At 59.1% G+C, this 13,255-nt stretch carries 12 protein-coding genes and 1 pseudogene; 11 read left to right on the top strand and 2 right to left on the bottom strand.

The window, feature by feature from the left end; all coding sequences use genetic code 11:
• Positions 1-42 precede the first annotated feature (42 nt).
• Positions 43-1,152 carry an ATP-dependent DNA helicase gene (locus AFIDRAFT_RS01510; RefSeq protein WP_009337196.1) on the bottom strand — a complete coding sequence of 370 codons (1,110 nt, stop codon included), beginning with the start codon at positions 1,150-1,152 and terminating at the stop codon, positions 43-45.
• 154 nt (positions 1,153-1,306) lie between these two features.
• Here AFIDRAFT_RS01510 and AFIDRAFT_RS01505 point away from each other — a divergent pair, with 154 nt between their 5' ends.
• Together AFIDRAFT_RS01505 and AFIDRAFT_RS19655 are read left to right on the top strand one after the other, a co-directional pair.
• Positions 1,307-1,696, top strand: a complete 390-nt coding sequence (locus AFIDRAFT_RS01505; protein ID WP_009337195.1) for a DUF4345 domain-containing protein — start codon at positions 1,307-1,309, stop codon at positions 1,694-1,696.
• A 31-nt stretch (positions 1,697-1,727) separates the two neighbouring features.
• On the top strand, positions 1,728-1,892 hold the full coding sequence (locus AFIDRAFT_RS19655; protein ID WP_156186812.1) for a hypothetical protein: 165 nt from the start codon (positions 1,728-1,730) through the stop codon (positions 1,890-1,892).
• Positions 1,893-1,898: 6 nt separating this feature from the next.
• Here AFIDRAFT_RS19655 and AFIDRAFT_RS01500 read toward each other — a convergent pair whose 3' ends face one another.
• A complete protein-coding gene (locus AFIDRAFT_RS01500) occupies positions 1,899-2,348 on the bottom strand; it encodes an Rrf2 family transcriptional regulator (protein ID WP_009337193.1) in 450 nt (149 codons plus the stop codon).
• 199 nt (positions 2,349-2,547) lie between these two features.
• On the opposite strand from AFIDRAFT_RS01500, the gene AFIDRAFT_RS19935 reads away from it, so the two are divergent.
• From AFIDRAFT_RS19935 to AFIDRAFT_RS20095, 9 genes and pseudogenes are all read left to right on the top strand, one after another.
• Positions 2,548-2,703 (top strand): hypothetical protein, encoded by a 156-nt coding sequence (locus AFIDRAFT_RS19935; RefSeq protein ID WP_009337192.1) that lies wholly within the window; start codon positions 2,548-2,550, stop codon positions 2,701-2,703.
• A gap of 22 nt (positions 2,704-2,725) precedes the next feature.
• On the top strand, positions 2,726-3,031 hold the full coding sequence (locus AFIDRAFT_RS01495) for a TehB family protein (RefSeq protein WP_009337191.1): 306 nt from the start codon (positions 2,726-2,728) through the stop codon (positions 3,029-3,031).
• A 259-nt stretch (positions 3,032-3,290) separates the two neighbouring features.
• Positions 3,291-5,036 carry a chloride channel protein gene (locus AFIDRAFT_RS01490; RefSeq protein WP_009337190.1) on the top strand — a complete coding sequence of 582 codons (1,746 nt, stop codon included), beginning with the start codon at positions 3,291-3,293 and terminating at the stop codon, positions 5,034-5,036.
• Between the two features lie 206 nt (positions 5,037-5,242).
• A complete protein-coding gene (locus AFIDRAFT_RS01485) occupies positions 5,243-8,278 on the top strand; it encodes a molybdopterin oxidoreductase family protein (RefSeq protein ID WP_009337189.1) in 3,036 nt (1,011 codons plus the stop codon).
• Entirely contained in the window at positions 8,275-9,033 is a 759-nt protein-coding gene (locus tag AFIDRAFT_RS01480; RefSeq protein WP_009337188.1) for a 4Fe-4S dicluster domain-containing protein, read from the top strand. The genes AFIDRAFT_RS01485 and AFIDRAFT_RS01480 overlap by 4 nt, the downstream gene beginning before the upstream one ends.
• Before the next feature lie 9 nt (positions 9,034-9,042).
• Complete coding sequence (locus tag AFIDRAFT_RS01475) at positions 9,043-9,990, top strand: dimethyl sulfoxide reductase anchor subunit family protein (protein ID WP_009337187.1); 948 nt, start codon at positions 9,043-9,045, stop codon at positions 9,988-9,990.
• Positions 9,991-10,509: 519 nt separating this feature from the next.
• Positions 10,510-11,502 carry an ABC transporter substrate-binding protein gene (locus AFIDRAFT_RS01470; protein WP_009337185.1) on the top strand — a complete coding sequence of 331 codons (993 nt, stop codon included), beginning with the start codon at positions 10,510-10,512 and terminating at the stop codon, positions 11,500-11,502.
• Positions 11,503-11,576: 74 nt separating this feature from the next.
• Positions 11,577-12,785, top strand: coding sequence for an L-2-hydroxyglutarate dehydrogenase (gene lhgD, locus AFIDRAFT_RS01465; RefSeq protein ID WP_009337184.1), 1,209 nt, complete (start codon positions 11,577-11,579; stop codon positions 12,783-12,785).
• A 99-nt stretch (positions 12,786-12,884) separates the two neighbouring features.
• Positions 12,885-13,172: pseudogene (locus tag AFIDRAFT_RS20095) on the top strand (thiamine pyrophosphate-binding protein); the annotation flags it as partial.
• Positions 13,173-13,255: the final 83 nt, after the last annotated feature.

The following is a 13,255-nucleotide window of genomic DNA, read 5'->3' as shown; positions in this document are numbered from 1 at the left end:
ATTGTTACTGGCCGGTCGCCGGGAGATCGCCGCGCGGAACGCTCAGACCACCACGCTCAACCGCTTTGCGGCGCGGGTGATACCGGTATAGAGCCAGCGGGCGCGGCTGTCCTGAAAAGCGAAACTCTCGTCGAAAAGCACCACGTCGTTCCATTGCGAGCCTTGCGATTTATGAACGGTCAGCACGTAACCGTAATCGAACTCGTCGTAGGGTTTGCGCTGGTCCCATGGCAGATTCTCGATGCCGCCGTTGAAGCAATCAGCGCGGACAGAGACTTTCGTCACCTTGGCGCCGAAATCCTCCTCGGGTGACAGGCGCATGGTGATGATCTTCGATTTCGACTGCGCCCGTGCCTTCACCCGCCACAGGCCGCCGTTGAACAGCGCCTTCTTGCGGTTGTTGCGCAGGCAGACCAGCTTGTCGCCCGCCACCGGCAATGCATCTTCGATTCCGTTTTTCTGTCGCACCCGCATGTTGTAGGCGCGGCGCGTGTTGTTGCGCCCGACCAGAATCTGGTCTGCCGCCATCACGCGGTCTGGATCGAGGCCGTTGCGGCTCACCACTTCGCTGTCACCGAACTGGCCGTTCTCCAATGCACGGCCCTCGCGCACCGCCATTGACATGCGCACGATCGGATCGTTCTGCGCCTGGCGATGTACCTCGGTCAGCATAGCGTCGGGTTCCGCTTCGGTGAAGAAGCCGCCCCCCGCGATCGGTGGCAACTGTGCGGGATCGCCGAGCACCAGCAGAGGGCAGTCGAACGACATCAGGTCGCGCCCAAGATCGGCATCGACCATCGAACATTCGTCGATCACGATCAGCTTCGCTTTTGATGCGGGGGCATCGTCCCACAGCTCAAAACTCGGCTGTTCGTCGCCAGTTTCGCGGGTCCGGTAGATCAGCGAGTGGATGGTGGAAGCGCCATCGCACCCTTTGTTGCGCATTACCAGCGCGGCCTTGCCGGTGAAAGCAGCGAACTTCACCTCGCCATTGACGGCATCGGCGATATGACGGGCGAGGGTGGTCTTGCCGGTCCCGGCATAGCCGAACAGGCGGAACACCGGCGGTGTATTGCCACGGCCGGGCTTCGCCTTGAGCCAGGCACTGACGGCGGACAGCGCACGGTCCTGATGGGGGGTGAAGGTGGGCATGGGGCACCGATATAGAGAGAGTTGGCCGCGCGGTACAGCAGCGAGGGAAACATGATACCGAATGGCGCATTTTGAGGCGGGATATCACGACAAACTGTGATCCGCCGGGGGTGCGAAGCACATATAATCTGCGTCGAACTATGGATGCGGGACAATGGAACGAATCGTTTTGCAGGCCGCGATTGCCTTCGCTGCCATCGTGCTGATCGGCGCGGGTACGGCCGGCGCGCTGCTTGGGGTCGATTTGATTCATGGCCGCAACGGCGGACTGGTCGACAGCTATTTCCGCTATCTCTCCGCGATGACGGCCGCGATGGGTGTGATGTTCGCGATGACGATTCCCCATATCGAAACCCATCATGAGCGGATCGGTACGCTGTCATTTCTGATTTTCATCGGCGGCCTTGCACACCTTTATACGTTCAGCGTCCGGCCGACGCCGACGGTGGGCACCTTGTTCATGCTGTTCATGGAGTTGGTGTTCGTTCCGCTGTTATGGCTTGGCCAGCGGCATATTGCGCGTAAGGCAGCGAGTCTGTCATGAGGTTCGCGCTGTCGCGATTCTTGTTCAGGAAATGACGCTGCCGATGGTGAAGCGAATCGTGCTCGGTCTTGCGGCGATTGTGATCGCCACCATCATTATTGTTTTTGCGCTGCAGTTTTACCGCCATCTGACTGGCGAGGGCGATAACCAGCCGGGGATCATCTTCGAGCGAACCGATCGGCCGTCACGAGCCTGATGCCGCTTAAGCTCTGCGGGCTCCGATGGCGAGAAGGGGCCTCGCTGAATCTTTGGGCGAGAGAATGAGATCGGCGAGGGTGTAGCCGTCGAGTGTTTCAAGGAAGGCAGCGAGCGCTTCGTTGAGCGCGCCTCGCAGGCGGCAGCGTGGCGAGATCATGCAGCGGTTATCGGCTGTCATGCACTCGACCAGCGCGAAATCCGGCTCGGTGGCGCGGAGGACATCGCTAAGACGGATACGGTCGGGGCGTTTGGCGAGCGTTAGCCCGCCGGACCGGCCGCGGACGGCTTTCATGTAACCCGCCCGGGTCAACTGGTTGGCAACCTTCATCAGATGGGCTCTGGAGATGCCATAGGCCTCTGCGGTTTCCTCGATGGTAATGAGGCGGCCGTCCGGGACGACTGCCGCATACATCAGAATACGCAACGCATAGTCTGAGAAATTTGTCAGGCGCATGAATGGGATCCCCGGCTGATAATTATCCTATCACATCTGGTCTAAAGATACATCCTAAGTATTTTTATATCCTGAAAAATCCGGCCAGGAGGTTGAATAAAACAGGTATTTTGTATATATCTTAATGGGCATGGCCGCCGACCCGCCACTCGGTACCGCGCTCTATGCAAGGTGTTTTTGCTCAGAAAGGGTGTCACCGATGCCTAAAGCTGCAATTGGAACCTACAAGAAACTCGCGACCCTCGCCGCCGACCGGGGGCTTGATTCTCAGGCCAGCAGTTCGCTCATTCCGATGCTGGTCAGTGGCCTGATCATGATAGTCATTGGGATGCTGGTTGTTGCGGCGATTTCCTGAAGCCTGATTGGAGCAAGACGCCATGCCCATTCCCGATGAGTTACCGGACGGGTTCGAGGCGTATGCACGATCGCCGGAATTCAACTCCAAAAGCCTGCCGGCGAAGCTGCAGGCGGGCCATGCCACGAAGGCAGGGACATGGGGCCTGCTTCACGTGCTGGAAGGCGCGCTGGTTTATCGGTTGGAGCCGCCGCGCCAGGACGAACGGCTGGTGAAGGCCGGGGAAACGGTTGTGATCGAGAGCGAGGTCGCCCATCACGTCCAGTTCATCGAACCAGGCCGGATGTTCGTCGAGTTCTACCGTCACGCAGGCGCACCCAAATCCTGATCTGGTCTGCAAGACCGAATCCGGGCCGCTGGCTAGCCCTGCGCGCTCGTTGAATTTGAGCGTCAACCTATCGCGTTTCCCCGAAGCGGGCCGCGATTCCATTGGACACGCCGAACTGAGTCGGAAATACCTATTCCATCGTGTCCTCCGGGTTGATGGCCGTCTCATCTTCTGAAACGCAATCGATCCTGACAAACGGCCCGCAGTCTGCGGCACGGCGATCGGCCTGCCGAGGCTGTCATTTGATGAGTGTGCTCGGATGTCGCTGAGAGCTTGGCTGCGAGCGAGGGTGCGGACGAACGAGTTTTTCCTCGTCTTTCTTGCGGTTGCTCTTGGTGTCGGAACCGGATTTGTCGTGACGCTCATGAGCGAGCTTGCCCAGCTTGCCCATGTACTGATCTATGGAATTCGCATCGATGTCCGGCTCAGCGCCAATGACGTGATCAATCCGTGGGTTGCGGGCGCCTCGCTTGTCGTTGGCGGATTCATACTGGGCCTTATGGAATGGTATCGGCGGCGGAAAAAAATATCGGCCGCCGTCGATCCGGTGGAAGCCAATGCATTGCGCGGCGGCCGATTGTCCCTGCGCGACAGTGTCATTGTCAGCCTTCAGACCCTGATCTCAAACGGGTCGGGTGCTTCCGTGGGACTGGAGGCGGGCTACACCCAGATCGGCGCGGGATTGTCGTCTCTCGGAGGCCGTTTCCTGAACCTTCGCCGCAGCGACCTGCGCATTATCGTCGGAGCGGGCGCCGCCGCCGCCATTGCAGCGGCGTTCGATGCTCCGTTGACCGGTGCTTTCTATGCCTGCGAGCTGATTGTGGGAACGTACACGGTCGCGAGCGCGGCGCCAATTCTGGCGGCGGCGATCTCGGGGACGCTGGTGGTGCGGTGGCTTGGGACGAACACTTATTCCTTGAATGTCCCCGATCTGGTGATGAGCGACCTGCGCCAATATGGCCTGATGCTCGTCCTGGCCGTTCTCGTCAGCGTGATCGGCATTTTGGTCATGCGGGCCGCGCCGCTGGTGGAACGTGTCTTCGGGCACAAGGTCGTGCCGATCTGGCTGCGCCCGGTGATCGGCGGCATCTGCATTGCAGCTATGGCAGGGATAACCCCCCAGGTGCTTGGTGCAGGGCATGGCGCGATGGTTCTGGACCTGTCGCGCGACATGCTTCCCAGCCATATCGCCTTGTTGATCGTTCTCAAACTTGGGGCATGTCTGATTTCTCTCGCATCGGGATTCCGGGGCGGGCTGTTTTTTGCGTCGCTGTTCATCGGCTCCCTGATCGGAAAATTGTTTGCGACAGTCCTTCATCTGTACGTTCCAGCACTGGCGTTTCACGTCGACCCGAACGTCAGCGCGCTGACGGCGATGGCGTGTCTCGGCGTCGCGATCGTCGGCGGTCCGCTGACGATGTCTTTCCTTGTGCTCGAGATGACGCGCAGCCTCGAGATCACGGCGGGCGTGCTCGCCTCTTGCCTCGTCACGAGCATGATGGTGCGCCAGTTTTTTGGACATTCGTTCTCGACATGGCGATTGCATCTGCGCGGCGAAACTATCCGGGGTGCGCATGATGTCGGCTGGTTGCGAAGCCTCACGGTGTCCCGGCTGATGCGCACCGATGTAAAGACCGAGCCACGCCGGGCGACGATCGAGGTGTGCCGCCATCTCCATCCGCTCGGCTCGACCCACGCGATCTTTCTGCTCGACGAAGAAGGGCATTATGCGGGGACCGTGCTGCTGGCGGATCTGTTCTCCAGCGACTTCGATGTCGGCGCGGACACGCGCGAGGTTTCCGAACTGGCGAAATATCGCGACATGACGTTGACGCCATCGATGAACATCAAGGTTGCGATGGCTTGCTTCGACAAGGCGGAATCCGAGATCCTTGCCGTCAGTGACGAGACCACGCATGAAGTCCTCGGCTTTCTCACCGAGGCATTTGCCCGCAAGAGATACGTCGACGAAATCAATCGCGCGACCGAGGAAGTCTTTCAATAAATGCCCTCGCGCACGCATCGCGTGCGTCGTCATCATCGAACAAAGATCGCCGGTGGCCGTTTGAAAGCCGCCGGCATTTTTCTTTCCGCGATGCACACCAATCGTCACAGGCGATTGGATCGTTCGTAAAAATCAATCGATAAGTATTTGATTTCGCGTTGAAATTATCTCTTCGACTCGTTCTAATCGGAAACGCGGATTGACCGATGGGCGATCCCAATGAGGAAGGTCGGACCAGGATGAGTTTGATCGGAGACGCACTGGGTCATGCGGGCCGCATGCTCCATCGTGATGTTGGTGCCGAGCAGCATGATGCGGCTACGGGCGAGGGGCGCGATCTGCTGGAGATGCTGGCGGGTCCCGCCGAGGTCGTCGAGACCTCACCCGTCGTCGGCGACGAGGTGAAGTACACCACATGCTACATGTGCGCCTGCCGTTGCGGCATCAAAGTCCACATCAAGGACGGCCGCATCCGATATATCGAAGGCAACAAGGATCATCCGGTCAATCGCGGCGTGCTATGCGGCAAGGGCTCCGCCGGCATCATGCAGCAATATTCCCCGGCAAAGCTGCGCAAGCCGCTGTTGCGCACCGGCGAGCGCGGAAGCGGCGAGTTCAAGGAGATCGAGTGGGAGGAAGCGCTCGATCTCGCTACGAAGTGGCTCGGCGATATCCGCCATACCGATCCCAAGAAGCTCGCCTTCTTCACCGGGCGTGATCAGAGCCAGTCTCTCACTGGCTGGTGGGGGATGCAGTTCGGGACCCCGAACTTTGCCGCGCATGGCGGCTTCTGCTCGGTCAACATGGCAGCCGGCGGCCTCTATTCGGTCGGCGGCGCATTCTGGGAATTCGGCGAGCCAGACTGGGAGCACACCAAGTATTTCATGCTGTTTGGTGTTGCGGAAGACCACGACTCCAACCCGATCAAAATCGGTCTTGCCGAGCTCAAGAAGCGCGGCGCCAAGTTCATGTCGATCAACCCGGTCAAGACCGGCTATTCCGCGATCGCGGATGAGTGGGTTGGCATTCGCCCGGGTACCGATGGGCTTTTTGTTTTCGCACTGATCCATTGCCTGCTGCAGGCGGATATCGTCGATCTCGATTTCCTCGCGCGCTACACCAACGCGACATGGCTGGTCGTGCAAAATCCGGGCGGCGCCGATCATGGCCTGTTCGCGCGCGACACCAATGGTGCGCCGCTCGCGTGGGACAGCAAAGCAGGGAAGGCGGTTGCCGCGAGCGGCACGGATTTCTCGCCCGCGATCGTGGGTCATTTCCAGCTTGAAGACGGTCGCCGTGTGACCCCGTCGTTCCAGCTTCTTGCTGACCGCTATATGAGCGATGAATTTTCGCCCGAGGCGGTTGCGGAGCGTTGCGGTGTGCCGGCAGAGCGCATCCGCCGCATTGCCGATGAAATCGCCGAAGTTTTCAACGAGCCCGTTGTACTCGATCAGCCGTGGACCGACTGGGCCGGCCGGCGTCATAACAAGATGGTTGGCCGTCCGATCTCGATGCACGCGATGCGCGGGATATCCGCACATTCCAACGGCTTCCACACCTGCCGCGCGCTGCATGTGTTGCAGATGCTGCTCGGCGCGGTCGATACGCCCGGTTCATGGCGCTACAAGGCGCCGTATCCGAAGCCGCTGCCCGGCGGCCCCAAGCCCGCCGGCAAGACGTGGGCGCCGGACAAGCCGCTCGACGGCATGCCGCTTGGCTTCACCATGGGTCCCGAGGACCTGCTTGTCGATGAGAACGGCGGGCCGCTCCGCCTTGACAAGGCTTATTCGTGGGAAGCGCCGCTGTCGTCGCACGGGCTGATGCACATGGCGATCCACAATGCGTGGGCGGCCGATCCTTATCCGGTCGATGTGCTGTTCATGTACATGGCCAACATGGCGTGGAATTCGTCCATGAACACGGCCGGTACCATGAAGATGCTGACCGACAAGAATGAAGACGGCAGCTACAAGATTCCGAAGATCATCTATTCGGATGCCTATGCGTCCGAGATGGTGTCCTATTCCGACCTCGTGCTGCCGGACACGACATATCTCGAGCGCTGGGATTGCATTTCGTTGCTCGATCGTCCGATCGGCAGCGCGCATGGTCCTGCGGACGCGATCCGCCGCCCGGTGCTGAAGCCCGACCGCGACGTGCGGCCGTTCCAGGATGTGCTGATTGAACTCGGCGCACGTCTCAAGCTGCCGGGTTTCGTCAACGACGACGGTACGCCGAAATATCCCGGCGGCTATCCTGATTACATCGTCAACCACCAGCGCAAGCCGGGTATCGGCCCACTCGCCGGTTTTCGTGGTGAGGATGGCGAGGCGTCCGGTAAGGGCGCGCCGAACAAGAACCAGCTCGATCGCTACATCGAGAACAAGAGCTTCTGGCGGCTCGAACTGCCGCATGACGAGGTCTACTTCAAGCACGGCAATAAGAACTATCTCGAGCATGCCGTGAAACTCGGCATGATCGACAAGGCCGATCAGATTGTGCTGCATCTCTACAGCGAGCCGTTGCAGAAGTTTAAGCTGGCGGCGGAAGGCCACGGCCCGATCCAGCCGCCGGAGCGCGATCGCGAGCGGGTGAAGACCTATTTCGATCCGTTGCCGATCTGGTATCAGCCGCTGGAAGAGCAGGCGGTGTCGGCAACCGAATTTCCGCTTTCCGCTATCACCCAGCGCCCGATGGCGATGTACCATTCGTGGCACTCGCAGAATGCCTGGCTGCGCCAGATATTCTCGAAAAACTTCCTCTATATGAATCGCGAGACGGCGGAGAAACTTGGCCTTGCTGACGACGATTACGTCTGGGTGACGAGCTATCACGGACGCATTCGTGTGCCGGTACGCACCATGGAGGGTGTGAATCCAGACACGGTGTGGACGTGGAATGCGATCGGCAAGCGCAAGGGCGCATGGAATCTGCCGTCCGACGCGCCGGAGGGCACCGAGGGTTTCCTGTTGAACCACGTCATTTCAGAGCAACTGCCCGAGAAGGACGGCTATCGTTATTCCAATTCCGATCCGGTGACCGGACAGGCGGCCTGGTACGACGTTCGCGTGCGTATCGAGAAGGCGGCGATGAACGAACGTACGCCATTGCCGGAATTCCCGGTGCTCAAGCGTCCACCGCACATGCCGCAGCGTCCCGACGTGCTGCGCTTCGACGCCGAAGGCCGCAAGAATCCGTGGGATCCGCTTCCGGCCCGCAAATCAACAGGAGCCGCAAAGTGACGTCGCTTCCCACACCCGTGCCCGGCCAGAAGAAGCTCGGCCTTGTCATCGATCTCGACACCTGTGTCGGCTGCCATGCTTGCGCGGTGAACTGCAAGGAGTGGAACGCGAGCGGTCATTCCGGGCCGCTGAGCGATTTCCAGAAGAAGTCCGACGGCGTCTGGTTCAATCGCGTGCACACCTACGAAGCAGGGCAAGGTGAGGCGTCGCGAACTGTCAACTTCCCGCGTTCCTGCCTGCATTGCGAGGAGCCGGCTTGTGTCACCGTGTGCCCGACCGGCGCGTCCTACAAGCGCACCGAAGACGGCATTGTTCTGGTTAATGCCGACACCTGCATCGGCTGCAAGCTCTGCTCATGGGCGTGCCCTTACGGCGCGCGCGAATTCGATGAAGACGACGGCGTGATGAAGAAGTGCACGTTGTGCGTTGACAAAATCTACAACGAGAATCTGCCTGAGGCGGATCGTGTTCCGGCTTGCGTCGCGACCTGTCCTGCGAGCGCCCGCCATTTCGGCGATCTCGGCGATCCGGACTCCGATGTCTCGCGCCTTGTCGCGGAGCGTGGCGGTTATGAGTTGATGCCGGAACTCGGCTACAAGCCGGTCAACCGCTATCTGCCGCCGCGGCCGCGCAAGAACGGCTCGTGCAGTTCGCAGAACGACATTTCGCTGGTCGATATCGTGGCGAAGAAATCGGCCTCGGAGGGCAAGGGCGCTGCCTTGCTCCGCTGGGCCGATCGCGTCCTGTCGCGCTGAGGTGAAACGATGCATCCCGCACTCTCGGTTATCATTTTCACCACGGCATCGGGCGCAGGCTACGGCCTGCTCGTCTGGTATGGCCTGATGTCGGCATTCTCCGGTGCGCCGGGAGATCGAATGGTCGCGCTCGTCGTGTTGCCACTTGCGCTTACGCTGGTGACAGTTGGACTGTTGTCCTCGACATTCCATCTCGGCCGACCTGAGCGCGCGTGGCGCGCGTTCTCGCAATGGCGCACCTCATGGTTATCGCGTGAAGGCATCTGCTCGTTCGTGACGTATGTTCCGGCCGGACTCTTGCTGTTGGCCTGGATCGTCTCGCCTGCGCCGGGCGCCGCCGCGGTGGCGCTTGGGCTCATCACGGCGGTCGCCTCGCTTGTGACGATCTATTGCACCGCGATGATCTATGCGTCGCTGAAAACGATCCACCAGTGGCACAACGCCTATGTTGTGCCGAACTATCTGGCGCTCGGTCTTTACAGCGGCGCGCTGTTGCTAGCCACGATCCTGCACCTGTTCGGTCAGGGTTCGCAGGGCGTCGATATTGTCGTGCTGGTGGCGGGTGTTGCCGCGCTGATCGCCAAGCTGAGCTATTGGCGCTTCATCGCAACGACCCGGCATCCGAGCAGCCCTGAAAGCGCGACCGGCCTCGGCAACATCGGCAAGGTGCGCCTGTTCGAGGCGCCTCACACCGAAGAAAACTATCTGATGCGCGAGATGGGCTTCACCATTGCCCGTAAGCACGCCGATAAGCTGCGTAGGATGTCGCTGCTTGCGCTGTTCGCGGCGCCGTTTGTTCTGGTGTTGATCGCCATTCTGGTGAGTGGCGTTGCGGCCACGATCCCGTTGATGATCGCGGTTCTGCTTGCCGCGGTGGGTGTACTGGTTGAGCGCTGGCTGTTTTTCGCGGAAGCGCGCCATGTCGTGACGCTGTTCTACGGCGCACGCGCGGCATGATGGATTTCATGGATCGATCGTTCTGAGACGATCGATCAAAAGCCAAAACGTCGCATGCTGCGATTGCATATTCGCGGTGCGGCAGCGCTTTCTTTATTGATATTTGATGATGTCGATACGCGCCGAGCGGGTAATTCTATTTATATCGTAAGTATTAGAAATTTATTCTGTGCTACTCAGCGATTTCTTCGTTAGGATCATCGAATAAGAATTCTGGCGACTTCTGCACGGAGTGGCGGAGCTAACAATCCGCATGAATCGTGCAAAAGAAAAGCTCAGAACGTGGCGCAGATTCCGCAAAGAACTGTGTCGAAACCTGGGGAGGGTGCAGTGACATGGTGCTGCTCGTCATGCAGGACGTGGTCCTGCGACATCTTCTCTTTTCCAAACCCTCCCGAAAATGGTTGCAGCTTCGCGAAGCGGAGGCTGCGATTTTGGCTGCTGGATAAGGATTTTCAGTCACGCGCAATCCGAACAGTTTGATCGAGAACCAATCATCAAAAGTGAGGTCGAGATATCATGAAATGGATCCGTCAGGTATTTGCTGCAGGTCTTGTCTCTCTCATGGCGGCGCCTGCCTTTGCTGCGCCCGTTAACGTGCGCATCGCCAAGCAGCCGGGCGTTGGCTATCTGCCGCTGATGGTGATGGAGCACGAGAAGCTGTTTGAGAAATATGCGAAAAAGGCTGGCGTCGACATCACGACAGAATGGCTGAAATTCACCGGCGGTGCGGCGATGAACGAGGCGCTTCTTTCCGGCAATCTCGATATCGCGACGGGCGGCATTCCGCCGCTGCTAACCATCTGGTCGAAGACCCAGAACAATTACAAAGTGAAGGGGATTGCCTCGATCTCTTCGCATCCGCAGTTTCTTGTGACGACAAATCCCAAGGTGAAAACGCTGGCCGATTTCTCCTCGGTTGACAAGATCGCGCTGCCTGCCGTCAAGATTTCAAACCAGGCGGTCATGATCCAGATGGCAGCCATAAAGCAGATGGGCGAAGCCAAGGCGTTTTCCGTCGATCCTTATACGATCTCCATGGGGCACGGCGATGCAATGGCGGCTATGCTCGGCGGCAGCATCGACGCACACTTTGGCCAGTCGCCATTCCAGGATATCGAGCTGAAGGACCCACGGGTTCATGTGGTGCTGAACAGCTACGATGCCGTCGGCGGGCCTTATCCGATCGCGGTGGCCTATGCGACCGATCGCTTCATTCAGCAAAATCCCAAACTGCTGAAGGCTTTCGTCGATGCGCTGAAGGAAGCGCAGGGCATGATCCGTTCGGACATCAACTATGCTGCGAAAGTCTGGATCGAGATGGACGTCAAGAAATTCAGCATGGACGACGCCCTCGCGATCCTGAAGAATCCGAAAATGATTTGGGATGCGGCACCCCAAAATACGCTCACCTTTCTGAAGCACATGAACAAGGTGGGATTGGTCGAGCGAACGACGACCAACTGGAAGGACGTTTATTTCCCCGCAATCTACGATCTTAACGGATCCTGATTTCCGGAGCGCCGCATCGCCAGGGCGATGCGGCGCCTAGTCCTTGAAGTTGCAGAAACGTCGGATTTGGCTGGATGTCCTATACCCATTGCGTCATCGGCGGCGGCATTGTCGGGCTTGCCACTGCAACCGAAATCATGCGCAGGGATTCCAAGGCGCGGGTCGTGCTGGTCGAAAAGGAAAACGGCTTCGCGTTTCACCAGACGGGTCACAATAGCGGCGTCATCCACGCAGGTATTTATTATGCACCCGGGTCGATGAAGGCTCAGCTTTGCCGCGAAGGGGAGATGGCGACCAAGGAATTTTGCACCGCGCGTAACATTCCTTTCGAGACGTGCGGCAAGCTGATCGTCGCGACAGATGCTGCCGAAATGGAGAGGATGCAGGCCTTGATCGGCCGTGCTGAGCAGAACAACATTTCGATCGAGGAAATCTCAGCCACGCGCCTCCGGCAGCTTGAGCCGAACATTACCGGCGACGGCGCCATTCTTGTGCATGCGACTGGTATTGTCGATTATCGCCAGATCTGCGCGGCGATGGCGGAAGAACTCCGTCAAAATGGTGCGCGAGTTGTGACCGGAACTGCCGTCACGCAAATCGAGGAGAGCGAGCGAGGCGTATCCGTCATGCTCGACAGCGGAGAGCGATTGACGGCAGATCGGCTGATCGCCTGTGCTGGCTTGCAATCGGATCGCATCGCCCGGATGGGTGGCCTCAAGCCAACGCATCGGATCGTGCCGTTCCGAGGGGAGTATTTCACGCTTCCGCCGTCGCGCTCGTCGATCGTCAAGCATTTGATCTATCCCGTTCCGGATCCCGATCTGCAATTTCTCGGAATTCATCTGACCCGGATGATCGATGGCCGCATTACCATCGGACCGAATGCAGTGCTGGGATTTCATCGCGAGGGTTATGACAAGGGAAGCATGAACCTACCCGACATCATCAGCATGGCAAGCTTCGGCGGGTTCTGGAAGTTGATCTTGCAGCACTCTCGTGCGGCGCTGAGCGAGTTCGGAAATTCCATTTCGCGACGACGCTATTTGGACCTGTGCAGAAAGTACTGTCCAGGGCTGACGCTCGCGGACATGGGGCAGCCCGGGGCAGGAATTCGGGCGCAGGCCGTCATGGCTGATGGCTCGTTGCTGCAGGATTTCCTGTTTCTGAACACCAGCCGTCAAGTGCATGTCTGCAACGCTCCGTCGCCAGCGGCGACATCGGCTATTCCTATTGCGAGAAAGATCGTTGATCAGCTTGATCACGCGATCGGTGCCTCCGCATAGCAATCACAGGGCAGGGGTTGCAGTCCATAATCTGAACACTGTCAAGAACACGATCGAGTTCTCGGCTCGTACAAGAAAAATCATGAAAGGGACTTTGTGATGCGCGGCGCGGATCTTCTTGCACAAACGCTCAAAGCGGCCGGGACGAGCCGGATTTTTTCCCTGTCGGGAAATCAGATCATGCCGGTCTACGATGCCTGCTTCGAACTTGGCATCGAGATCGTCCACACGCGGCACGAAGCCGCTGCTGTCTTCATGGCGGAAGCTCACGCGCAACTGACCGGAGAGGTCGGTGTGGCGCTGGTGACCGCGGGTGGTGGATTGGGGAATGCGGTTGGGCCGCTGTTCTCGGTCGGTGAATCCGAAACGCCTGTCCTGTTGTTGAGTGGTGACTCGCCTGTCGCGCAGGATGGACGCGGAGCATTTCAGGAGATGAGTCAATGTGCAGTGACGGCACCATTGACCAAGCT

The sequence above is a fragment of the Afipia sp. 1NLS2 genome, assembly GCF_000178995.1.
Classification (GTDB): domain Bacteria; phylum Pseudomonadota; class Alphaproteobacteria; order Rhizobiales; family Xanthobacteraceae; genus Afipia.
The sequence above is the reverse complement of the archived record's forward strand: the minus strand, read 5'-3'. Positions and strand labels throughout refer to the sequence as shown.